This is a genomic window from Nitrosococcus watsonii C-113, assembly GCF_000143085.1.
Taxonomy (GTDB): Bacteria; Pseudomonadota; Gammaproteobacteria; order Nitrosococcales; family Nitrosococcaceae; genus Nitrosococcus; species Nitrosococcus watsonii.
This window is the reverse complement of the sequence record NC_014315.1, coordinates 1,938,508-1,963,572: the sequence shown is the minus strand read 5'-3', so window position 1 is coordinate 1,963,572 and position 25,065 is coordinate 1,938,508. Positions and strand designations below refer to the sequence as shown.

At 50.8% G+C, this 25,065-nt stretch carries 16 protein-coding genes; all 16 read left to right on the top strand.

Going from position 1 to position 25,065, the window contains the following annotated elements; genetic code table 11:
* The first annotated feature begins 42 nt into the window (after nt 1-42).
* Nucleotides 43-1,845: a porin family protein gene (locus NWAT_RS08715; protein WP_013220735.1), complete on the top strand. Its 1,803-nt coding sequence runs from the start codon at nt 43-45 to the stop codon at nt 1,843-1,845.
* A 299-nt stretch (nt 1,846-2,144) separates the two neighbouring features.
* Entirely contained in the window at nt 2,145-2,966 is an 822-nt protein-coding gene (locus NWAT_RS08710; protein ID WP_013220734.1) for an XrtA system polysaccharide deacetylase, read from the top strand.
* 6 nt (nt 2,967-2,972) lie between these two features.
* A complete protein-coding gene (locus NWAT_RS08705) occupies nt 2,973-4,031 on the top strand; it encodes a FemAB family XrtA/PEP-CTERM system-associated protein (protein ID WP_013220733.1) in 1,059 nt (352 codons plus the stop codon).
* Nucleotides 3,965-5,311, top strand: coding sequence for a TIGR03087 family PEP-CTERM/XrtA system glycosyltransferase (locus NWAT_RS08700; RefSeq protein ID WP_232420080.1), 1,347 nt, complete (start codon nt 3,965-3,967; stop codon nt 5,309-5,311). The genes NWAT_RS08705 and NWAT_RS08700 overlap by 67 nt, the downstream gene beginning before the upstream one ends.
* On the top strand, nt 5,298-6,878 hold the full coding sequence (xrtA, locus tag NWAT_RS08695) for an exosortase A (protein ID WP_013220731.1): 1,581 nt from the start codon (nt 5,298-5,300) through the stop codon (nt 6,876-6,878). The genes NWAT_RS08700 and xrtA overlap by 14 nt, the downstream gene beginning before the upstream one ends.
* Nucleotides 6,879-6,890: 12 nt before the next feature.
* Complete coding sequence (locus NWAT_RS08690) at nt 6,891-8,096, top strand: TIGR03088 family PEP-CTERM/XrtA system glycosyltransferase (protein ID WP_013220730.1); 1,206 nt, start codon at nt 6,891-6,893, stop codon at nt 8,094-8,096.
* Between the two features lie 71 nt (nt 8,097-8,167).
* Entirely contained in the window at nt 8,168-9,292 is a 1,125-nt protein-coding gene (wecB, locus tag NWAT_RS08685; RefSeq protein WP_013220729.1) for a non-hydrolyzing UDP-N-acetylglucosamine 2-epimerase, read from the top strand.
* Nucleotides 9,293-9,375: 83 nt separating this feature from the next.
* On the top strand, nt 9,376-11,268 hold the full coding sequence (locus tag NWAT_RS08680; RefSeq protein WP_013220728.1) for an XrtA/PEP-CTERM system amidotransferase: 1,893 nt from the start codon (nt 9,376-9,378) through the stop codon (nt 11,266-11,268).
* A 111-nt stretch (nt 11,269-11,379) separates the two neighbouring features.
* On the top strand, nt 11,380-14,043 hold the full coding sequence (locus NWAT_RS08675; protein ID WP_013220727.1) for an HzsA-related protein: 2,664 nt from the start codon (nt 11,380-11,382) through the stop codon (nt 14,041-14,043).
* Nucleotides 14,040-15,290 (top strand): TIGR04063 family PEP-CTERM/XrtA system glycosyltransferase, encoded by a 1,251-nt coding sequence (locus NWAT_RS08670; protein ID WP_013220726.1) that lies wholly within the window; start codon nt 14,040-14,042, stop codon nt 15,288-15,290. The genes NWAT_RS08675 and NWAT_RS08670 overlap by 4 nt, the downstream gene beginning before the upstream one ends.
* Nucleotides 15,247-16,500, top strand: a complete 1,254-nt coding sequence (locus tag NWAT_RS08665) for a glycosyltransferase (protein ID WP_013220725.1) — start codon at nt 15,247-15,249, stop codon at nt 16,498-16,500. Before NWAT_RS08670 ends, NWAT_RS08665 begins: the two co-directional genes overlap by 44 nt.
* A complete protein-coding gene (locus NWAT_RS08660; RefSeq protein WP_013220724.1) occupies nt 16,500-17,858 on the top strand; it encodes a phenylacetate--CoA ligase family protein in 1,359 nt (452 codons plus the stop codon). The genes NWAT_RS08665 and NWAT_RS08660 overlap by 1 nt, the downstream gene beginning before the upstream one ends.
* A gap of 134 nt (nt 17,859-17,992) precedes the next feature.
* Complete coding sequence (locus NWAT_RS08655; RefSeq protein ID WP_013220723.1) at nt 17,993-19,123, top strand: Kelch repeat-containing protein; 1,131 nt, start codon at nt 17,993-17,995, stop codon at nt 19,121-19,123.
* An 84-nt stretch (nt 19,124-19,207) separates the two neighbouring features.
* Nucleotides 19,208-21,490, top strand: a complete 2,283-nt coding sequence (locus NWAT_RS08650) for a heparinase II/III family protein (RefSeq protein WP_013220722.1) — start codon at nt 19,208-19,210, stop codon at nt 21,488-21,490.
* 155 nt (nt 21,491-21,645) lie between these two features.
* The gene (locus NWAT_RS08645; protein ID WP_013220721.1) at nt 21,646-23,691 is read left to right on the top strand and encodes a methyltransferase domain-containing protein; all 2,046 of its coding nucleotides are present in this window, start codon (nt 21,646-21,648) and stop codon (nt 23,689-23,691) included.
* A 119-nt stretch (nt 23,692-23,810) separates the two neighbouring features.
* Nucleotides 23,811-24,785, top strand: a complete 975-nt coding sequence (locus NWAT_RS08640) for a polysaccharide deacetylase family protein (RefSeq protein WP_013220720.1) — start codon at nt 23,811-23,813, stop codon at nt 24,783-24,785.
* Nucleotides 24,786-25,065: the final 280 nt, after the last annotated feature.

The following is a 25,065-nucleotide window of genomic DNA, read 5'->3' as shown; positions in this document are numbered from 1 at the left end:
TTATTTTGTTAGTTGTTTCGGATATGTCAGGAATTTTCCTTGATGTGTGCAGGGAGGCGCTTTGGCCTTATTGGGGGAGGCGTATTGTTATTTTTTGGAGCCTGTGCTAATGGGTCAGAATGGAAGTTTACACCTCTACTAGCTGGGGGGGAAATTTATACGGATAATGTTACTTTAGCACCTCGGGGAGAGGAAGAAAGTGACTTTATTACCCAGATTACTCCTGGTTTCTTTCTGCGAGGTACAGGTAGCCGGCTTCGGTTAGGAGCCAACTATTTCATGCAGAATCTTTTGTTTGCCAAGGACAGTGATAGAAATACAACCTTTCACCGCTTTCTCGGATCAGCTAGGGCAGAATTAGCTGAAGATCACCTCTTTTTCGACTTGCGAGCTAGCGTTTTCCAAGCTTTGGTTTCTCCTACAGGTGCTACACCACCATTTCGCGGTTTCGGCGGCGGTGGTATGGGGGGTGGTTTCGGTGGCGGTGGTATGGGGGGTGGTTTCGGCGGCGGTGGTATGGGGGGTGGTTTCGGCGGCGGTGGTATGGGGGGTGGTTTCGGCGGCGGTGGTATGGGGGGTGGTTTCGGCGGCGGTGGTATGGGGGGTGGTTTCGGCGGTGGTAGAAGCGGAGTTTGCAGCAGCGGCGGCGGTGGTATGGGGGGTGGTTTCGGCGGCGGTGGTATGGGGGGTGGCTTCGGCGGTGGTGGTATGGGGGGTGGCTTCGGCGGTGGTGGTATGGGGGGTGGCTTCGGCGGTGGTGGTATGGGGGGTGGCTTCGGCGGTGGTGGTATGGGGGGTGGCTTCGGCGGCGGTGGCTTCGGCGGCGGTGGAGCAGGGAATCTTTTTGCGACCGGTAATATTAGTACTGTTGTGACCCTACAGGCATCGCCTTTCTATTGCTGGCGATGGGGAAACACCGCTTCGGGCCAAGTGCGCTATCAACGCCAAGAGGTTTTAGTTGCTCCTGAAGGGACGCCGACGACAAATGCGGACAGAATATTCGGAATTCTACGGAGTGGTTCCCGGTTTGACCGTTTTCGCTGGGCATTTCTCACGAACCAGCGTTACACCCATCGTGAAGATTCCCCAACAGTTCAGCTTGCCAACTATCTTTTTAGACTTCAAATGCGTCTTTTCCGCCGGGTATCAGCTTTTGGGATATTGGGTTATGAAGATAATGCATTTAGACGGAGTGCTGGCGATGGAAGCACCAGTGGAACCCGATGGAGTGTGGGTCTTTCTTATAATCCCTCTCGTAGAACACGAATAGTAGGGGGAGTTGGCCAGCGCTTTTTTGGCACGACTGCTTTTGTAAGGGCGATTTACAGAACTAAGCGCAACATCTTTAGTGCTTCTTATGGTCAACAATTTTTTACTTACGATCAGTTATTATTTCAACAACCAGATTTTACCGAGGGTCCAATAAATACTTTACCGACGGTTACGACGGAAACTTTCCTAAGCACCAATACTATGCTGTCCTGGACTTATCTAATGACTGAGAAAACCCGGCTGTTAGTACGTGGATTTCAGGTAAATCGGGAGTTTCAAGAGAGCGGCGAAGAAGAGGATCTGAAGGGGGGGAATCTATTTTGGATCTGGAATTTTTCCTCCCGGACGAATATCCTGGCGGGCGGCATGTGGATGCAACGTTCTTTTCCAAGCACTCCCCCAGATCCTTCCCGCTCGGATAACCTCTGGAATGCTTCGCTTGGTATAAGACACAGGTTTAGTCCAAAATCGGGGTTATCTTTGCGCTATACCCATGGTCAGCGGGATTCCACGGATTCTGAGTCTGATTTTGGTATGAATATGGTTTTCGCAACAGTATTCATGCGTTTTTGATAGCTAAAAGATATTTTAAAAACTTGAGTTAATTTAATTCAAGCCGTTATATAGTTTTTAAGAACAGAAAACACAATTCTTGCTCTGTTTTTGGTATAGCGGGTGAGTATTGGTGCTTTTTTTCTTAGGGATAGAGTATCTTAAGAAGCCGTTTCGCGGCTTTTACGGCTCTACCCTAGCCCTTTTAAAAAACGAGTGGTTAAACCTTGTTTGTTCCTGGCCTTCTTGCGAAGGAGGGCGGTAGCGTGTCTAAATGAAGGAACTTTCGTTTGAAACAGCCAGAGCTAATCACTAATGCCATGACTGTGGATGTGGAAGATTATTTTCAGGTATCGGCCTTTGAAAATATTATTCCACGCGACAGTTGGGGTAAACTGCCTTGCCGGGTTGAGCAAAATACTGATCGGATACTGCAACTTTTTGCTGATCAGGGAATAGTTGCTACTTTTTTTATGCTAGGTTGGGTAGCAGAGCGTTACCCAGCGCTGGTACAGCGTATCGTGGAAGCGGGCCACGAACTAGCTTCCCATGGTTTCTCTCACATTCGGGTGACACAACAAAATAGGGATAGCTTTCGAGAGGATGTATCTCATACCCGTAAATTACTAGAAGATCTTTCAGGCACAGCCGTGAGGGGTTATCGGGCAGCAAGCTATTCTATCGGCAGAAGTAACCTGTGGGCACATGAGGTGCTTGCTGAAACAGGCTACCTTTATAGTTCGAGCATTTATCCGATACATCACGATCTGTACGGCATGCCTGAAGCACCCCGCTTTGCCTTTCATCCTCCAGAAGTTCCTGCTCTTCTCGAGATTCCGGTAAGCACCGTCGAGTTATCAGGGCGCAAGTTTCCCTGCGGTGGCGGCGGGTATTTTCGCCTTTTTCCCTATGGTTTGTTTCGCTGGGCAGTACGCCGGGTTAACCAGCTTGATGGTCAGCCCTGTATTTTTTATTTCCATCCTTGGGAGATAGATTCTGGACAGCCGCGCCAACGAGGGATCAGCATGAAAACCCGTGTTCGCCACTATCTTAATCTCCAACGTATGGAGCAACGATTATTACGGCTAATAGGCGATTTCCGCTGGGATCGCATGGATCGCGTTTTTTTGCGGCAAGATTAACAAATAATGGGAAATGAAGCATTGCATTCTACTGATGAGCGCCCTTTGACGATCTGCGCTTTAACCACAAAAGAAGAAAAGCGCTGGAATGAGTTTGTGGAAACCCATCCTGAAGCAACCTTTTTCCACCTGGCGGGCTGGCGGGAGGTGCTAGAACGGGCTTATGGACATACAACCCATTATTTCTATGCTGAGCAGGGCGGCCAAATGGTGGGTCTGCTCCCCTTGGCACGTATCCGCAGCCGGCTATTTGGTGATGCTCTTATCTCAACACCTTTTTGCGTTTATGGTGGTGCGGTGGGATCACGGGAAGCCTGTGAAGCGCTGGAAGCCGCCGCCTATCGGTTAGCCTGGGATTTAGGAGTGGATTATCTTGAACTGCGTAATCTCCAACTCCGCCATTCTAACTGGCCCCGGTCTGAGCTTTACGTAACCTTTCGTAAACATATTGATTCTGATCCAGAAAAAAATCTTGCGGCTATTCCTCGTAAACAGCGGGCGATGGTGCGTAAAGGGATCAAAGCAGGATTAACCAGCAGCACAGACTCGGATATAGAACGTTTCTTTTTGATCTATTCTGAGAGTGTCCGTAATTTAGGGACTCCAGTTTTTCCAAAGCGCTATTTTGAAATCCTTAAGGCTGTATTTGGGGAGCGCTGCGAAGTGTTGACCATCTTTCATGAAGGAACTGCGATAAGCAGTGTGATGAGCTTTTATTTTCGCGATGAAGTGCTTCCCTATTATGGAGGGGGGCTTGCAGGGGCCCGGGAGTTCAAAGCCAATGATTTCATGTACTGGGAATTAATGCGCCGGGCCTTGGAGCGGAGTGTGCGCGTGTTTGATTATGGGCGGAGCAAGTTGAATGTCGGTTCCTATCGTTTTAAGATCCACTGGGGGTTTGAACCTCAGCCCTTATATTATGAATATAAATTGATCAAGGCAAATAAAGTCCCTGAAAAGAATCCCCTCAATCCCCGTTATCGTCTCTTTGTGGAAGGTTGGAAACGGTTGCCGGTGCCTCTCACCCAGTTAATGGGGCCATGGGTTGCACGGGATCTCGGGTAAGGGCGGAAATGGGTGATCTCCTGTTTCTTGCGCATCGGATACCTTTTCCCCCCAATAAAGGCGATAAAATACGTTCCTATCATTTATTGCGTTTTCTTGCTAGCCGTTATCGCGTCCATGTGGGCGCCTTCGTGGATGATCCGGTAGACTGGAAATATGCTTCCGATCTTCATCGGTTAGGAATAGATGAGCTTTGCCTGCGGCCGCTACCGCGAGCTCTCGCATTGGCCCGATGCCTAACAGCATTGGTAGCCGGAAAGCCACTTGGTTTAGCTTATTATAAGGATCGCTGTATGAGCCGCTGGGTGCAAGATATCGCCGCTCGACATTCCCTGGAAGGCGTTGTGATATTTTCCTCTGTAATGGCCCAGTATCTGACTATGCTTCCCCGGCGAGTGTCGGCTATTGTGGATTTTGTGGATGTGGATTCAGAAAAATGGCATGCCTATAGTCAGACATCAAGTCCTCCTTTATCGTGGGTTTATCAGCGTGAAGCCCGTACTCTTTTAACCTTCGAGCGAAAAATAGCTGCACAGGCACAGGCTGCAACCTTTGTTTCCTCGGCAGAGGCTGAGTTATTCTGCCGTTTAGCTCCGGAAGTGGCGACACAAGTGCTTGCAGCGCCTAATGGGGTCGATACGGATTTTTTCTCTCCGGATCAGCATTATTCCTCTCCTTATCGTCCGGAGCAGCAGGTGTTGGTGTTTACTGGTGCCATGAATTACCGTCCTAATGTAGATGCGGTAATTTGGTTTGCTGAAGCTATTTTTCCGAAGATTTTAGCGGTGATTCCTGCTGCCTGTTTCTATATCGTAGGTACGCAACCGACTGAAGCTGTGCGACGTCTCTCGGCAGGGCGGCAAGTATATGTGACAGGTACTGTAGCGGATATGCGTCCTTATTTAGCCCATGCCCGAGCTGCGGTGGCGCCTCTGCGGATTGCCCGTGGAATTCAAAACAAGATGCTGGAGGCGATGGCCATGGCCCGGCCTGTGCTAGCCACTCCAGAGGCTGCCGAGGGTATCGACTTGCCTCCGGCATGTGAGAATCTAGTGAGCGCAACACCGGATCAATTTGCAGCAAAAACCATTGCAGTATTGCTGCAGGGGAAGGGAGAGGAGGCAGGCAGGAAAGGCCGGGAGCATGTTTTACAAAACTACCATTGGGATAATCACTTGGAACGTTTTTCGGCGTTACTCCGTACCCCTTTTCCTCGTCCCCTGATCGGTGCGGAGAAAGAAGCTATCGGTGGAAAGGAAAATGCAGATGAACCCTGCTGAACGGTGGTATTTAGATAAGAAGCAGATTAATTGGGCGTTAAGCTGGCCTATGGCAACGGCAGCAGTAGCCGTGGTGCTGCTCGTCTTATTACTGTTTTATCTGGAGACCGCGGTGTCCATGACGACTATTTGGTGGCGTTCTGAAACCTTTGCCCATGGCATGCTTATCCTTCCTATTAGTGGTTATATGATCTGGACGCGGCGGCAGCAACTTCAGCGACTTCAGCCAAGTCCCCAGCCACTAGCCGTACTCTTTATTCTACTATTATCCGGAGGATGGTTATTGGCAAGGATTGCGGACGTGCTATTTGCCGAACAACTGTTATTGGTGGCCATGATTCCAGTAGTGGTATGGGGGTTATTAGGTGAGAGAGTCGTTCGCGCATTGGCGTTCCCGCTTGCTTATTTGTTTTTTGCGGTGCCCCTTGGTGAAGCATTGATTCCGCCGTTGCAAGATTTTACGGCTGCTTTTGCTGTTAAAAGCCTGCAAATTAGCGGGGTGCCGGTCTACTGGGAAGGGCGTTACATCAGTATTCCCTCGGGGGATTTCCTGGTTGCGGAAGCTTGTAGCGGCTTACGTTATCTTATCGCTTCGATTGCGCTTGGCACTCTCTATGCTTATCTCACTTATTCTAGCTATTGGCGCCGTGCTGCATTTATTGTGGCTTCGGTTATCATACCCATTATTGCTAATGGCATTCGGGCCTACGCCATTATTATGCTGGCTTACCTCAGTAATATGAAGTTGGCTACTGGAGTGGATCATATTATTTATGGGTGGATTTTCTTTGGTGTAGTGATGTTATTGCTCTTTTGGCTGGGTTCTTTCTGGCGTGAAGATGAGCACCCTGGCAGCAGGGCTTCACTACCTAGGCAATCTGAATTGATGGTTGCCCAGCAGGCTCCTCGTGCGAAAAAACTAGGCGTTACGGCTATTGTGTTGGTATTAGTCGCCGGGGCGGGTCCGGCCAGTGGCATTTGGTTTAAAGGTCAAGTATTGGCAGCCGATTGTTTGGTGTCCGTGCCTAAGGGGCAGCAAGCTTGGAGTGGGCCTCTCGTCCCGACCAGTATTTGGGAACCTGATTATTCTCAAGCAGATAAAATCGTGCGCCGTCTCTATTCATTGCCAGATGACAGCGCGGTACAGCTTCTGATTATCTATTATCAGCAAGAGCGCCAGGGAGCTGAACTTATCAGTTCCCAAAATCGCCTCTACGATGATCGGTACTGGCGCCGGATGGAAGAGAATAGCCGAAGTTTCCCCCTTGGTGATGATTATCCTCAAGTGCATGAAACAATCATGCGTTCCCCTGATACGCTACGGGTCATTTGGCACTGGTATGATATTGCTGGCCGGCGGACGGCCAATTCGATAAAAGCTAAATTCCTTGAAGCCTGGGCCCAACTTACCAAGCAGTCAAGCGGTTCCACGCTCATCGCCGTAGCTGCGGATAGTGGTAAGCTGGAACAAGCCCGGGCGCTACTGCTAAAATTTTTGGATGAGATGCCGACAGTCTCTACACCAGGTGCAATGCTAGCTTGCCAATCAATACCAGAGAGAACATAAAGCGGATAGCTTATGCCTTTCCCAAGCGAGAGCGATATATCTTCTAACGTTTTTTGTGATGATACGGGCCGGCCAGTCATTGTTCATGTAATTTTCCGGCTGCAGACGGGCGGTTTAGAAAATGGATTGGTAAACTTGATCAACCATACGGCTGATCGATACCAACACGTTATTATTTGCTTGCGGGATTCAACCGAGTTTGCAAAGCGCATTCGGCAGCCTGGGCTCGCTATTTATGCCTTACATAAACAAGAAGGCAAGGATGTAGCTCTTTATTTCCGGCTTTGGCGCCTGCTGCGTAGTCTTAAACCTCACATTGTGCATACCCGCAATCTTGCGGCCTTGGAGATGCAGGGACCTGCGGCCCTAGCAAGGGTGCCGATACGTATCCATGGAGAGCATGGTTGGGATATCTATGATCCAGAGGGAAAAAATTGGCGTTACCGTTGGCTTCGCCGTTTGCATCGGCCATTGATACACCAGTATATTGCCTTATCACAGCCTATCGTGAGCTATCTTCGGGAGAAGGTAGGGGTTTCTCCTGCGCGCATCAAGCATATCTATAATGGAGTCGACACCAGGTATTTTCATCCCCAGCGGGATCGCTCAGTATTGCCAGCGGGGTTTGCTTGCGAGAATTGTTTAGTCATTGGCACGGTAGGGCGCCTAGAATCTATTAAAGATCAGCTTACATTAGTGCGGGCTTTTATAAATTTGGCGCGCCGCTTGCCTAAAGGTGAAAATAATTTACGCTTAGTTATTGTTGGAGGGGGTTCCCTACGGCCTCGGTTGGAGACTCTTGTTGCAGAAGCGGGTATGGCTCACCTTATTTGGTTTGCAGGCGAACGAGCGGATGTGCCCGCATTGCTGCAAGCCCTGGATGTATTTGCCTTGCCATCCCTGGCAGAGGGGATTTCCAATACCATATTAGAGGCCATGGCAACAGGGCTGCCCGTAGTCGCTACCCAGGTAGGCGGTAATCCAGAATTGGTTATAGATGCTGTAACAGGATACCTGGTTCCTTCAGCTGATCCTGAAGCTATGGCTTCAGCCTTGGAGCGCTATGCTCAGGATAGAAAATTGGTTGTAGAACAAGGGCGTGAAGCTCGGCGACATATTGAAGAAAAGTTTGGAATTAGTTCTATGGTAGAGCAGTATGCAGGTCTATACGACACTTTATTGGCCACCCGACTTGGAAAGAAAGTATTAAGTATTTAAATGTAGAGTGGCGGGTGTAATGTTTACGCGTCTAAAAGAGACCAACAACAGAAATGGCAGTTAGGGTGGCAATGAGTTTACCAAAAAATACGGTGATGTGTGTTGTCGGTGCACGGCCTAATTTTATGAAAATCGCGCCGATTATGGCGGCGCTCGAGGGCTCGGTGCCTCTAAGTCTAGTGCATACCGGGCAACATTACGATACTCGCATGCAGACATTATTCTTTCAGCAGTTGGGTATTCCTGAGCCTGATATTAATCTTGAAGTGGGCAGTGGCAGCCATAGTTGGCAAACGGCTGAGATCATGCAGCGTTTCGAGCCAGTAGTGGAGGCTGCGACTCCTGCTGCGGTGCTGGTTGTTGGGGATGTCAACTCAACTATTGCTTGCGCGCTAGTAGCCGCCAAAAGACAGATCCCGTTGATTCATGTGGAAGCAGGACTGCGCAGCTTTGATCGCAGTATGCCGGAAGAAATCAACCGGATCCTGACGGATCAACTTGCCCAGTTACTATTCACGACCGAGCGTACAGCTAGGGAGAATTTGTTACGGGAGGGCGTGGAAGAGCGCCGTATCCACTTTGTGGGTAATGTGATGATCGACAGTTTACTCAAGCACCGCTCGAAAGCGGTTGCCCCACGGGAGATATTATTGCGGAGCAAAGGAGATGCAGGAGTAGATGCTTGCACGAGCGGCTATGCTGTGTTAACGCTGCATCGGCCCGCTAATGTAGATGATGCGCCAACTCTGAGGAGCATTCTCTCGTTGCTCCAGCAGGTCAGCGAACGCATTCCGGTTATTTTTCCGGTGCATCCACGTACGGCTGCGGCCCTTGAACGAAGCGGATTGCATCAAGTATTAGAGCAAATGTCGGGAGTGCTTTGCATGCCACCAGTAGGTTACCTGGAGATGCTGGGATTAATGAATAAAGCTCGGCTGGTACTCACCGATTCCGGGGGTATGCAGGAAGAGACTACTGCGCTGGGGATTCCTTGTATAACTCTACGGGATAACACGGAGCGTCCTATTACGGTAGAGGAAGGAACGAATACGGTAACAGGGATTGTGCCGGAGCGGGTGCTTTCTGTTTTAGAGGATATCCTGGCTACCGGAGGCAAGGCTGGGCGTATTCCTGAACTTTGGGATGGTAGGGCTGCTCTTAGGATCAAGGAAGCCTTATTGGAGTGGATTCGCTAAGCTTCAAGGTAGGGAGAAAAGTAAGTAGTGTTTGGCGCAAATTTAATGAGAGTATTTCCGAGAAGTTTTTATGGGATTTTTCCATGTGCGGCATAGCAGGTATTTTTGACCTCTATGAAGGCCGCCCTGTTGATCGGGAGATTCTCTCGCGCATGAATGATAGCCAACATCATCGAGGGCCGGATGGCAGCGGTCTTCATCTCGAGCCTGGTATCGGGCTTGCTCATCGTCGTCTTTCTATCATTGATTTATCTAATGGATATCAACCGCTTAGCAACGAAAATGATACGGTTTGGGTCACCTATAACGGTGAGATTTATAATTTTAAGGAGCTTATGGTTGAGCTTAGCCGCCGTGGTCATGTTTTCCGTACCCGGTGCGATACGGAAGTCATTGTCCATGCCTGGGAGGAATGGGGCGAGAAGTGCGTGCATCATTTTCGGGGTATGTTTGCCTTTGCTATTTGGGATCGTAAGCAGGCAACGCTTTTCCTAGCCCGCGATAGATTAGGCATCAAACCGCTGTATTATGCACTGCTGCCCAAGGGGCAGCTCATTTTTGGCTCTGAACTCAAGGCGCTTATTGCCCATCCTCATTTGCCGCGCCAGCTCGATCCTCTGGCGGTAGAAGATTATTTTGCTTTCGGCTATATTCCTGATCCCCGCACTATTTTCCGCCATGCTAATAAGCTTGCACCGGGTTATACACTTACGCTCCGCCGTGGCGTGACAAAATTGGAACCGCGGCAGTACTGGGATGCTACCTTAGAGCCACAAGCGTTAGGTTCTGAGCCAGCCATAGAAGAAACCCTTATTGAAAAATTCCGAGAAGCGGTCAATATTAGATTGGTTGCGGACGTTCCCCTTGGGGCGTTCCTTTCCGGTGGTGTAGACTCCAGCGCCGTGGTGGCGGCAATGGCCCAATTGTCCAATGATCCAGTACGCACCTGCTCGATTGGTTTTTCTGATCCAGCATTTGATGAAGCCCGCTACGCCGAGCAGGTCGCTCATCGTTATGGCACTAATCATCATTCTGCTCAAGTCGATTCGGATGATTTCGGGCTAATTGACCGACTGGCGGGGGTTTATGACGAGCCCTACGCTGACTCGTCCGCCATGCCTACCTATAGAGTGTGCGAACTGGCACGCCAACGGGTAAAGGTGGCTCTCTCCGGGGATGGAGGCGATGAGCTCTTTGCGGGTTACCGCCGTTACCGCTGGCACTTGCATGAGCAGCGAATACGGGGAATCTTGCCGCTGAGCCTGCGGCAGCCTCTTTTTGGGACCTTGGGACGCTGCTATCCTAAGCTTGATTGGGCACCACGCATCTTTCGTGCTAAGACAACCTTCCAGGCATTGGCCCGTGATGCTCTTGAAGGTTACTTTCACAGCGTGACAGTGATTTCGAATGAATTACGCTATCGTCTTTTTAGCCAAGGAATGCACCAAGAGCTGCAGGGTTATGAGGCATCGCAGGTATTGCGGAACCATGCCCGGCAGGCACCCGATCATCCGCTGCTTCAGGTCCAATATTTAGATCTAAAAACTTATTTGCCTGGCGATATTCTTACTAAAGTGGATCGTGCTAGTATGGCCCATAGTCTTGAAGTACGGGTACCGTTGCTGGATCATCCGTTTGTCGAGTGGGCTAGCGGTTTACCTCCCCACTTCAAGTACCGAGATGGTGAGGGAAAGTACATCTTTAAGCGGGCCTTGCGCCCCTATCTCTCCGAGGAAATTTTATATCGGCGGAAAATGGGTTTTGCGGTACCGCTGGCCACCTGGTTTCGAGGCCCGCTTCGGGAACGAGTACGCACTGCGGTGACCGGACAAATACTGGCGGAAACCGGGCTTTTCGAAATGCAGACCTTGCGGCGTCTCGTCGATCAGCACTTGGCAGGATTACGTGATTACAGCGCGCCTATTTGGTCTCTTCTAATGTTTGAGGCATTTTTGCGTCAGTCTAGTGAGGGATAATTCTATTATCGGAAGCCTTTGTCAGTTAGCAGCGTCTCGGCTTGGAAATCAGCGATTGCAGCGAAATTTTCACAGAAATTGCTTAACCCAAGTTCTTTGAGAGTTTTGGTTATGTTGATATTTAATTATCGGATTATGGTTTGTGTTTTGCTTGGGATGTTGCAAGGAGCTGACCCCATTGCTGCCAGTGGGGATATGGATAGCCAGGAAATTTCTCCTCTCAGGGTTGCTGCAAGCAGCAGTATTTCTCTTGAAGGCAGTGGCGAATGGCTTCCAGAGGCCCGCCAGCGGCTTTTCGGCGCCCAAGGGAGCGGAACTTTGCGAAGATTGCCGGGAACTGGAAACGCTAGTGATGGTGGTGAGCTAGTCAGGGATGAGCAGCTACGGCCTGAACTAGAAGATCAAGGGAGTAGAACTGTCCGCAGGCTACCAGAAACTGGAAACGCCAGCGATAGCGGAGAGCGATATCAAAAGTGGGAGGGCGTAGCCGGTGATTCCCCCAAGGATGGAATTCCTCAGCCTAAGCCCGAGGATGTGTGGAACATGGATGAAGGGATTGTCTATACGCGCATCCCGCGCACCACATCCACTATTGAAGCCAATGGGAAAATTCTTAGGAATCTTGATAATTATGATAGATTATCTGATGTGACTGCCAGATTTTGGGGGTTTTCAGCTCCCGGTCAACTGGTGTACCGGAAAGCCGATGGAAATGAGGAGATACTCTATGATTGTGTTTCTCCTGAGCCCCGTCCATGTGTTCCCATGGATGTTTCCGTTAGCCTGGATGGCACTCGAATAGCCTTTACCATTTATCGTGCTGCCCGATTATATAATCAGCAGCCCAACACATTTCCCATGAAGCTGCCAAACAAGTCCCTGGCTATGGAAGGGGCCGAAGCGCAGATCGTCACGCTTGATCTCATAACTGGCAAGCTAACTGCTTGGCCCCATACGTCTGGAACCTGGGACACGGCACCTATATGGCTTCCGGATGGCCGTATTATGTTTGCCTCAACTCGAGCTGGAGACTGGCCAAGTGTACTTGGTTCGGCTGGGTTTCATCCTGCGCTTCAGCTTTGGATTGCGAAGGCGGATGGGAGCGAGGCGGTTCGGGTGGGGCCCCATGAGCGGGATAACGCCATGCATCCTTGGCTCCATAGTAAGACGGGTCGAGTTATGTATAGTTCCTGGCAGATAGTGGATATGCTGCCTTATCGTAGCCGGGGCGGATTGCAGGTTTTATTTGGCACCAAGGACAATTTCTGGTGGGTAATGTCGGTTGATCAGCGAGGCGGTAATTTAGAAGCGGAATTGGGTGCCCATACCAGGCAAGCGTCTATCGAGCATGGTCTTCATACGCTTAAGGCGCTTCACTTTCTTGGCGAACGGGCAAACGGTGATATGTGTACCGCTAACTATTATCGGGGCAATAATCTGGGCGGGGGCACTATTCTGTGTTGGCCCGTGGAGCCGGGAAATGTGGAGGGAGAATCTCCAGCGTATGCGCCCTCCCAAAAGGCAACCTTTGAACCTCGGGGTTTATATTTAGCAATTGCTGGCGGGAGCACCGACATGCCAGCGGATAAAAAGGGCAGGGCTCGAGATCCAGAAGGATTGCCAGATGGTAATTTGCTGTTTACTTGGATGGAGGGGCGCTGTCATCGGAGCGGTTATCTTTACTTTAAGAAGGACGAAACCCAAAAGCCAGAGCTAGGCTGCAATACGGGTATTTACCGCACTACACGAATTCCGGCAAATCCCGCCACTGAAACGGATACATTAGTGGTGGTGGATAGTCCCGATTGGCATGAATTCATGCCGCGGCTAGTGCGCTCGCGCCAGGTGGCAACCCCTCCCCTTAAAACAACAGATTCTGGACAATGCCTGCTAGGGGGAGCGTCTATGGAAGCGGAGGTAAGAAACTATGGTGGTGAAGGGGAGTTTCCAGATCGGACCCCCTGCGCCCTTCAGGGTTGTTCTACCCATGGGATAGATTTGTCGGAAATGGTAAAAATACGTTTTTGGGAGGTAATTCCTTTCAAGCGTAGGAGACATGAGTCGGATTTCAACGGTTCCCAGGGCATCCGGACCCGGGTTTTAGGGGATGTGCCACTGCAAGAAGACGGTTCTTTCCTTGCTTCGCTCCCCTGTGATATGCCCTATTTAATGGCGGGCGTGGATAGCGAGGGCCGCGCCATTGCCCGGGATCAGGTGGTGCAATCCCTACGGCCAGGAGAACTCCATACCTGTGGTGGCTGCCACCTTCATAGCACCAATCAGACTCCGAAGTTCGAAGAAAGCCTCGCGGCCCAAAACTCACCGGTAATTTTAGAACAGTCTTCTGTGCCTGAATGGAAGTGGGCGCAGGATGTCTTCCCCTTGCTCCAGAAAAACTGCGCTTCCTGTCATAGTGGAGATGAGGCCCCTGACGGGTTGACCCTGGATCGGCCAGGTACGGGTAAAGGGAGTACCTATTGGCAGCTCGCCAACAACATTAACACCCAGCATTTGCCTGAACCCCCGCCGGTAGATATCAGGGGCGCCTCGCCGCCAGGCCGGATGGATCGCCCCTGGCTCAGCAAGTACGTCCATATGCTTTTTGCTCGGGAGAGCTTATTGTATTGGAAAGCTGCCGGCCAACGGCTAGATGGCCGCACCGATGAAGATCGCCCCAATGATATCAATTTTGGTCCTGATCATCCTTGGACCTTGAATGAGGCAGAGCTAAAAATATTGGCTGATTGGATAGAAAGCGGAGTGTACGCAGAGTGAAAATTCTTCATGTACTTGATCACTCATTGCCTCTCCAGAGCGGCTATACTTTTCGCACTTGGGCTATTCTCAAGCAGCAACGGACCTTCGGCTGGGAGACTGCCCAAGTGACCGGCGCCAAGCATGGCAAAGCCCCTGCTAAGGAAGAGATCCTAGAAGAATTCTGTTTTCATAGAACCTTACCTGGGGGGGAACTTGCTGGACAGCTCTCAGCATTCAGCCAATTAGCCGTAGTTCGCAGTCTTGAACGCCGGCTTATGGAAGTAATTCAGCGTGAGCGGCCCGATATCGTGCATGCCCACTCTCCCGCTCTAAATGGCCTGGCTGCGCTGCGCGCCGGGCGACATGCTAACTTACCCGTGGTCTATGAGTGCCGAGCCTTTTGGGAGGACGCAGCGGTGGATCATGGAACAAGCACCCAGGGAGGAGTTCGTTACCGCTTGAGTCGCGGGCTAGAGACATACGTATTTCGGCGCGTCGATGCCATCACGGTGTTGTGCGAAGGACTGCGCCGTGACATTCTCGCTCGCAGCATTCCAGCGAGTAAGGTGACGGTTATCCCGAATGGCGTTGATATTGAACGCTTTTCAGTAGGAGCAAGCCGTCCCGATCCAGTATTCGCCCATTCTTTGGGATTGGGGAAGGGGCCCGTATTAGGTTTCATAGGATCTTTCTATGCCTACGAGGGCTTAAGCCTTTTAGTTCAAGCGATGCCGACCCTGCTGCACGCAGCGCCTGAGGCGCGTTTGCTCTTGGTGGGGGGAGGCCCTGAAGCAGATAGGCTGCAAGCACTGGCTCAAGAATTGGGGATAGCTCGCCAGGTAGTATTTACAGGCCGGGTTTCCCATGAAGAAGTGGCACGTTATTATGATTTGGTAGATATATTCGTCTATCCCCGATTACCGATGCGACTCACAGAACTGGTAACTCCCCTCAAGCCTTTGGAAGCTATGGCCCGAGGTCGGATGGTGGCAGCGTCCAATGTAGGTGGCCATCGTGAGCTTATTCGGGAAGGCGAAACAGGCTTTCTATTTTTATCGGGGAATCCAGAAGCTTTAGCGGGATCTCTTCTCAGCATTATTGAGCGCCGCAATGATTGGCCGGAGATACGTAAGGCAGCCCGCCGGTTTGTCGAGCAGGAACGTACCTGGGAACGGAGCGTTAGTGGTTACCAGCAAGTCTATGATACCGTCATCGGTGGGTATGGAGATAGTGAAAAAAAACCAGCCCCAATTGCTCGTTATTAGCACTCTCTTTCCTCATAAGGAACAGCCAGGTGCTGGGCTTTTTATCCGCGAGCGGATGTTCCGGGTAGGAAAGCACTTACCTCTGGTCATAGTTGCGCCCACCCCGTGGTTTCCTGGCCAGAGTTTTTTACGCCGCTTGCGGCCCCACTTCCGCCCGCCAGCACCGCGGCAAGAAATTCAGGATGGAATAGAAATTTATCGACCTCGATTTTTCTCGATTCCAGGTTTTTTTAAATGGCTTGACGGATGGTTTCTGGCGTTTGCTGTCGTCCCCACTTTATGGCAATTGCGTCATCGTTTCAGTCTCATTGATGCCCATTTTGCCTATCCTGAAGGATACGCTGCGACACTCCTTGGACGCTGGTTTGGGGTGCCAGTGACTATCACTCTCCGCGGCACCGAGGTCCCCATTGCCCGATTTCCTTTTCGTCGTCGTTTGATGCTCAAAGGACTTGCGGGGGCGACACGCATATTTGCTGTTGCTGCTTCTTTGAAGCGTCATGTGATCGGCTTAGGGGTTGATTCTCAAAAAATACGGATTGTAGGTAATGGGATAGATACAGAGAAATTTACCCCTGTGCCCAGAGTAGAAGCTCGTCACCGTTTTGGATTATCTTCGGAGGGGCCGGTTCTTATTTCTGTGGGTGGACTTGTTGAGCGCAAAGGTTTCCACCGAGTTATCGAGGTATTACCAGCACTTAGAGAGCAATTTCCGGGGCTGTATTATCTTATTGTGGGAGGGCCTGGGCCCGAAGGAGATATGAGTGAGTCGTTGCGGTATCAGGTCCAGACTCTTGGGCTGGAAGAAGCCGTGCATTTTCTGGGGGCTCTGTCTCCCGAGGATCTTAAGTGGCCGCTGTCCGCTGCGGATGTTTTTGTCCTAGCGACGCGCAACGAAGGCTGGGCCAATGTATTTCTGGAGGCAATGGCTTGCGGCCTTCCGGTGGTTACCACTGATGTAGGCGGAAACCGCGAGGTTGTATCCGACGCTCGTTTGGGCTCGGTTGTCCCCTTTGGCGATCCAAAAGCCTTAGAAGCAGCTTTGCGCGAGGCGCTTTCTCGTTCTTGGGATCGGGCGGTAATACGGAAGCATGCTTGTGAGAACCATTGGGATTACCGAGTTGAAGTATTGGTTCAGGAATTTGAGGCGCTTGTTGATGGGAGCAAGATAGGAACAAGGGTAAAGCCGGCGTCCAAGGAATCTTATTAGTGGCAACCTCCGCTACCTATATTATTTCAAAATTTATTTTTCCGTTCCATGAGCGCCTTAAGGGGCATGGGACGGTCCGTATCCTGCGTCAGCTTGAAACCACCCAGTGGTGGCCAGCGGATCGTCTAGCGGAGTTTCAGGCAGCACGCCTGCAAAAGCTAACTAAGCTTGCCGCCCAGCGGGTGCCTTATTATCGACAACTATTTGCAGAAGCGGGGGTCAATCCCAACGATATTCGTTCTCCCGAGGATTTGCCAAAGCTGCCATTTCTTACTAAGGATCTAATACGGGCAAATATGGACACCCTCAAAGCGGACAATGCTAGCTCTCTTATGCGCTTTAATACGGGTGGTTCTACAGGCGAGCCTTTGATTTTCTATTTAGGTAAAGAGCGGGTAAGTCACGATGTAGCCGCTAAATGGCGGGCAACCCGCTGGTGGGGAGTTGACATCGGTGATCCTGAGGTCGTGGTCTGGGGGTCGCCGGTAGAGCTTGGGGCTCAGAACCGTCTACGAGCATGGCGAGATCGTCTTCTGCGGACGCATTTGCTATCAGCATTCGAAATGTCCGAGCGCAACCTCGATTATTTTGTCGCCGAGATCCGGCGCCTGCGCCCGAGGATGCTGTTTGGCTATCCAAGCGCCCTTGCGCACATTGCTCGCCATGCGTGGAAGCGGAATATATCCATGAACGATCTTGGAGTGCGGGTGGCTTTTGTGACTGCAGAGCGTCTCTATGAAGATCAGCGCAGGGATATTGAAACCGTGTTTCAATGCCGGGTTGCTAATGGTTATGGCGGACGCGATGCGGGTTTTATTGCTCACCATTGTCCGGCGGGCAGCTTGCATATTACGGCAGAAGATATTGTGGTGGAATTGGTCGATCAAGCGGGGAGATGGGTTGCGGCAGGGGAGCCTGGTGAGGTGGTGATTACGCATCTTGCCACTAAAGAGTTTCCCTTTATTCGCTATCGCACTGGTGATGTAGCGGTTTTTAACGACCAGCCATGCAGTTGCGGGCGCTCCTTGCCAGTGCTTAAAGAAATCCAGGGCCGAACGACAGACTTTATTGTGGCGGCGGACGGTACGGTCATGCATGGGCTCGCGTTGATCTATGTCTTGCGCGATCTGCCGGGGATTGAGTCGTTCAAGATCATTCAAGAAAGTAAGGTTGAAATACGGGTATTATTAGTGCCTGTTGGTGAGTATAACCAAGCTATTGAAGATGGCATCCGACGAGGTTTTCAGGGTCGCTTGGGGAAGGAAGTCCGCGTGAACGTTGAACCAGTTACCGAGATACTACCCGAGCGATCAGGGAAATTTCGTTATGTGATAAGCCATGTGGACCCGCATTCATGAGCTATGATAGACCGCAGCTAGGGAGTAGCGCCTATAGGTCTCTTTGCTCCGAGCTTGAGAAATTATATAGTCAATTAATATCTTATCATTGCCTTTCTAGGCTTGCTATTCATCTGAAAAGCGAGGGAGAAAATATGCGCCGTCTTTCCACCTATGCCATTTTGGCGCTAGCTGGTTTTGCCGCGCAAGCGGGAACCTGGATAGAGATTCCCAAGAGCCGTATGCGGGAGGTTTGTCCAGCTAAGGCGGTTAAGCCCTCGACGAAAGACTGCGCCGCAGTTATTGAAAGTTGGTCTGGCGGCGCTTTTGATCCGGTGGGCAACCGGATGTTTCTTATGGGAGGCGGCCATGGCGGGTATTATGGTAATGAGGTCTATGCGTTCGACCTTGATACCCAACGTTGGACCCGTTTGACCAACCCAACCACGCCGACTGCCGATGCCGAGACTGTTTGTTATAGCACCTGGGATGGTGGGCATACGCCGACTGCGCGGCATACTTATAATCATTTGGCTTGGATTGATCATCTTGGTGAACTTTTCTTATTTGGAGGAGTAACCTCATGCCGGAAGGGGGGGAGCCTTGAGGATAGCTGGGTTTTTAATCCTCTTACGAGGAGTTGGAAGTTAAAAAGCCGCGCTAGCCCGGTGGGAGATAACTTTGTGCAGATTATTTATGATCTGGAGAGCCGAGAAGTTTATGCTAAAACTCACTCGGGATCAGGGACTAATGAGGCTCTCTATAGTTTCAATTTTTTTACCAATAGGTGGACGAGAAGGGTTTCGGAAATTGATTTAGATATGCTCTACAGAACGGGCACGTTAGATACCAAGCGCCATCAGATCTGGTTTGTGGGCGATGGAACCGTCAATACGCTTCTCCTTCATCCTCCTTTTACGCTGGAGACTATCCCCACTAAGGGGGGTAATGCAATTGTCAACACTCGATCTCCTGGTGTCGCCTATGATCCCGTTGGGGATCAAATCGTCGCCTGGTGTGGCAGAGCCCCTAAGTGTCGCGGTGCTCAAACAAATGAGGTCTATATCCTTGATCCTGTTAAATTCACCTGGACAGTTGATACGCCTGCTGGCGAAGGGCCACCCCCCAATAATAGCTCTGCAGGTACTTTTGGGCGTTGGCGCTATGCTCCAAAGAACGATGTGTTCGTTGCCATTAACAATGTGGATAACAATGTCTGGCTTTATCAGCCTGATCGGCAGCCGCTTTCCGCTGAAGCGCGTAAGAACGCTCACCCTAGCAAATAGAGAAACTTTGGTGGACGATTTATCCGATCAAGGGAAAGTGGCATTTCTCCTTAATAGCTTCTGAAGTTTTAAGATTTTTGCCTAATGAAATCGGTTTCGTCACGTTTTCGCGGTTGGTTTGGGCGAGCATCCGCCGTTCCTTATTGCCCAACCTTCAGCGCTTCTACGGCCATTGAGAGGAAGGTAGGGATAGACGCTGAGCCCGCGTTTTTTGCAGATTCAGGTTCACTCAGGGCGGCTGCGGAGCAAGTAGCGGCTGAACGGCCCCAGTGGCGGGCACGGCTTCTTGAACGTGCCTATTCAGATTGCAGAACTGGCCTTATAACGTATGGCCGACGCGGGGATCGTCTTGGAAAAGCATTTCCATGGAACTCGCTTACCAATGGGCCAGGGGAGGATGCGCTTTATGCCGCGCGGCCCCATCGTTTTGCCTTTGCGCCACGATTGGCGCTAGCGATTCTTTATGGTGCGCCGCTGGAACATATACTGGCTGCAACCCTTGAGGGTTGGATGCAGGTAGCTAGCGCTGGATGCTCAAAGCTCCCCTATCTCAGTAACTTTGTCGTTATTCAGCGCTTCATTGCTCTTTCCTGGGCGTTGGCTTTCTTGATTGCGAAGCGAGGCGATGCAGGCTACTCGGGTCGCTGCTCTGCTGTGGAGCATGCTGTGCTAAAGATTTTGCATGCGGATGTACGGTTTTTAGCGCCTCGTCTCGGCGAGTCTTACCCCAATAACCATCTACTTTTGGATAACTTTGCGGGCTGGTATATAGGGCTTTTGTTTCCAGAATTTATCGAAGAGCGAGGATGGCTAGAACGCTACGAGTCGTTATGGTTGCGTGAACTGGCCCGGCAGACTTATGAGGATGGGACGGGCTTTGAGCACTCAATTCATTATCAAGAATATGCCTGTGAGATGACTGCCGCCTATGTAATCTTGAGTCGGCGGAATGACCGCTCCGTACCAGACTGGACACTGGATCGATTGAAACGGATGTTGGCATTCCAGATAGATTTAAGTGGGCCAGAAACAACGCCGTTAGCGATTGGCAATGGAACAGAGGATCCTCTTTTCCCCTTGGATATTGGAGAGGGGTGGGGATGTGGGGCTATTCGAGAGCTATATCGAGCGCTTTTTGACTCTAGCCATTCTCCCTCGCCTTATGAAGACTCAGCGGCTGAGCGTGCGTTTTGGTTGCTGGGCGGTAAGCTTGCTCCTTCGCCTGCAGAACTGAAAAGATCTCAGAGCTTTAAGTCTTACCCTATAGGCGGGTTTTTTATTTTCTCTGAACCTGATGAGGGCACTCGTCTGGTTTTTCGTACCGGACCAGCGCCTGGTAAGCAGCTTATGGGGGGGCATATGCACGCGGATCTGTTAGGCATCTATGTCAGTGTGGCTGGGAATCCCATGGTCGTTGATGGGGGAACTTATACTTATCGGTCACAGGTGGAACGATGGCCGCCTGATTTGCCCCGGTGGCGTGCTTACTTCGCCGGACCTGAGGCCCACAACGGTTTATCTATTCGGGGTGTCGATTCGCTGGGTTCTCTTAAGCGGGATTTCCGGGATCGGGAAGTGGCCGCTCGGGTAGCCACGACACGCCTAATTGCGGGTGCTGTAGGAGCTTGGGTTGAGGGAAAAATAGAAAGCCAGAACGTCTATGATAGTTATTGCCGAGGAGTCGTCCACGTACCTGGCGAATACTGGCTCGTTTACGACCAATTGCCGGAGAGAATCTCCTCCGACGCGGCGAGCTTCGCGCTACAATGGGTGCCGGGAGCGAAGGTCGAGAAAAGATCGTCCCATGAGATTCGTGTGATTACGGGTGAAGAGTCACTGAGCATTACTTTTAGCAAAGATTTAACCTCCCCCCAGGTTCTTGAAGGCAGCTTGGAACCTTTGGGAGGATGGGTATCACGTCATTATGGCCAATTAGAGGCGGCCCCTCAGGTAAGAACAACCTTTAGGGGAGAGAAGGGGTTAACGGCCTTTTTGCTAGCAGTGGGTGAAAAATCAACGGAGACTGTTTCGCTCCAGGAAATGCGAGGCCACCAAGGTGGGTTAGCTTTCCGGATTATCTGTGGCGAGCGGGTAGATTACCTTTTGCTGGGGCCGCAAGAAGCACCGCTGGGGATAGAGGCATGGGGCATTCGCTTTGAGGGCGCCTGGCTATGGTTACGGACCATCGCTGGAATACCCACTCGGTTGTGCTGGCTTGAGGGCCAGTCGTTACAGTGTGAGGCGATGGGCTTATCTTTGCGGGCTCCAGAAAGAACCTCGGTCCTTGAGCTTCGGCATTCAGGTTCAGCTTTGGTGAATCCCCGTGGCACCCTGGATGGATTTTCTATCTGCTGGCCGGGCAGTTGAACCCTTTCTCCAAGGTCTTGGATGAGGCTAACTTGCCGATACTCCCCAAAAGGTCATTAAAATTAGGTGGTGGCTATGAAGAATAAAATATTACTTGTCTTGTGGGGGTTAAAATGAGTTCGCTAAAAGCATCTACCAGAGCACATGAGCATTGCATGCTGCGAGAGGATTTAGCTTGCCCCCGGTGTGGCAGCGCCATTGCGGCTGAAGGTACGAAGTTTGTATGTACTGCCTGTGGTGCCAGCTATCCTGTTCGTGATGGCATTATAGATTTTCGCTGCCACCGTCGCGACTATTATTTTAATCCCATCCCCCGAGAGGCAATGGAAGATCTTACCCGTGATGCGCGCCATGCGCCATGGGCGAATACCGTGCGGCGTTTCCTTAAGGGAGTGAGACAAAACCCTGACTGGCTCGACAATCTGGTTGCTGATGGTCGCTATGCCTGGAAGCTGTTGTTACGGCTGCCGTCAAATGCCCATGTTCTTGACTTGGGGTGCGGGCTAGGGAATTTAACGAAAAATATCGCGCCGAGCGCAGACAGTGTATATGCTTTGGACTTAACCTTCGAGCGGCTCAAGTTTGCTCAGATGCGCTTTGAACAGTTTAACCCGGATGACCATATCGTGCTGCTTGCTGGAGGTGATGGGACTTCTTTGCCGTTTCCGGATGAGAGCTTGGATTGTGTAACGCTTTCGGGCGTCTTGGAGTGGGTGGCTGACGATTCAAGTGCCTGGGAGCGGGGAAATTCTCGGTTGGAGAAGGCAATGGGGGCGTTTTTAAGTTTCTTTGGCGCTACTAATCCGCGTAAAATCCAGCTTCGCTTCCTGAGCGAGATACGGCGGGTGTTGAAGCCAGAAGGCCAGCTTTTTATCGCCATTGAAAACCGTTTGAGTTATCGCTATTTTGGTGGACGCCGGGATCACCACTCGGGTCTGTGGTTTGCTTCGTTATTGCCGCGTTTTCTGGCGAATCTTTATTCTACTGCGGTAGCTCGTCGTCCTTACCGGACTTATACTTATTCTATCAACGGTTACCGCCGCCTCCTGAGCGCGGCGGGCTTCCCGCGCCAAGAGATTTATGGGCTCGCCCCTGGTTATACTCATCTGGCTGAGCTTATTCCACTTCGGACAGAGAAGGGTCTTTGGCGGCCTCCTGGTTCTCAAGGGCTTAATCGTATTCGCCGCAGCCGGCATTTTGTTCCCGCCTATGGAATTGTTGCTTCACCACAGGCACCTACTGGTTTGTCGCTAGCGGAAAAGATAGCGGCGGCGATTGAATCTCAACTTGGTTTCAAGGAGCGTTCTGTATTCTTCACCCATTTTTACACGACAGGCAAAGCCAAGGGAGTAATCAAGGGTCATGCTGGGGATTGCCCAATAGTTGTGAAATTACCGTTTAATGATTCTGTCATAGCAGACGCTAAAAACAACCACCGATTTCTTCAGCAAGCGGCGCAGATGGAAAAGCTGCGGGAGTTGCTCCCACAAGCGCTTGCAGCAGGTAAAATCCAAGGAATGCCCTATTATGTTGAAAGCCGGGTGGAAGGCCAGCCGTTGCGGGCCGAGCTGGGAAAGCAAAACCATACGGATGTTCTCAAAGCGGTATCGGGTTTTTTGCAAATGCTTAATTCCGATCTCCATGAGCAGGCGCTAGAGGAGCTTTCAGGTGAGTTCTATCAGGGCCAAGTGAGTCTGCCTCTAGAGCAGGTGGCCAGTGCGCTAGAGGCTCCGGCCCTTATAGAGAAGGCACAAGCTTATTTTCGGGATCAGCTATATGGTTTGCGCGTACGCCGTGGACGAGTCCATGGCGACTTTAGTACGAGTAATATTTTCATTCAAGAGTTTCAAATAAGTGGAGTAATTGACTGGGATAATGCCGATTTTTTAGGGATACCGGTGCTGGATGCCCTTAACTATCTGGAAAGTGCTTATCGCTATCTGAACGCAGAGATGAGCCTCGCGCAGACAATACCATTGCTCGCGCATAAGGAGCGCCTTGATAAAAAAGAACAGCAATTTCTTGAGGAAAGTTATCATCATTGTGGTATCGATTCCAGCCACCATGTTGCTTTTGTATCCCTCTACTGGCTGCGGCATGTGGCCCAGCAATTGAATGAAGGACTTATCTATAATGCGCCTGCCCTTGAAGAGCGAGTAACGGCGGTGCTCAAAAGGTTATTGAAATCCCATCCTCGATAAGGCTTGTAAAAAAAGAATGCCTTTTAGGCTGGTTTTGTAGTGGGCAATGGATAGGATAGGGGTTGGGAATAGTTTTGGAGCAAAAGGTGCCAGAAAAAGCTCTATCTGGATTTGACAGGATGGTATTGGGTGGAGGGCTACGTCCCTTAGCTTCATTGCTTGCCCCTGGTGGCAAACGGGCGCGTCTTTCAGTGCTGATTTATCATCGTGTGCTAGCGGCGCCAGATGCTCTGCTTCCGGGTGAGCCGGATGCCATGCGGTTTCGTTGGCAGATGGAACTCTTGGCGCGTTATTTCAATCCGCTTCCTCTCTCAGAAGCCGTTAGGCGTTTACGGGAAGAAACTTTACCTCCGCGGGCAGTCAGCGTAACTTTTGATGATGGTTATGCGGATAATATGGAGATCGCATTGCCTATTTTACAGCAAGTAGGCGTGCCAGCAACATTCTTTATTGCTACTGGCTATCTAGATGGTGGGTGGATGTGGAACGATAAGATCATTGAAACGTTGCGCCGCATGCCTAATGGAGATTTGGATCTGACAGACATGGGGCTGGATGTTTACTCCCTAGTAAATACGGCAGATCGTTTGGCGGCGATTGAGCAGATTCTTGCCTGGCTAAAATATCTTCCTGGCGAGGAGCGGGAGAGACGGACCCAAGCGCTAACGCAGCATTGCCACGAGTCGTTTCCTCGTAGCTTGATGATGACTTCGATCCAAGTGCGCCAGCTTCGCCAGGCAGGGATGGAGATTGGCGCCCACACTCATAGCCATCCTATCTTGGCATCGCTAGAGCAGGCATCGGCAGAACAGGAAATAGCAACAAGCAAGGCCCGGCTAGAAGATCTGCTAGGCGAACCGGTGCGTTTATTTGCCTACCCTAACGGTAAACCTGGAAAAGACTACCTTCAGGAACACGTGGGTATTACTCAAAATCTAAATTTTGAGGCTGCGGTTTCCACTGCCTGGGGGGTTGCCTCGTCTCGAAGCGATCCCTGGCAATTACCACGCTTCACGCCGTGGGATCGTACTCCAAGCCGATTTATGGTGCGTCTTTTGTGGAATAGTTGCAATGAAAAGACCAGTATTGGTTAGAATGATTATAAACGCGGAAAATTTTTCCTGCTTATGTTTAAAGAGTATGAATAGAACCCCTTAGTGCTTGAAGTCATTGCCAGCGTAAGTTAATCTGGTACTAATAACTTATTCATTAGTAAACTAAGAAATAGAATTTATCGTTTCTGCTGATGGGGAGGTTTACGTAAATGTGGTGGTTTTAAAAACCTGATAGATCAGACGTTTGTCTCTATTAGGGTGGGGAGCATTTACTAAGTTTACAAATCATTATGAGCTGGGAAAGCGCATAAGCTTAGAT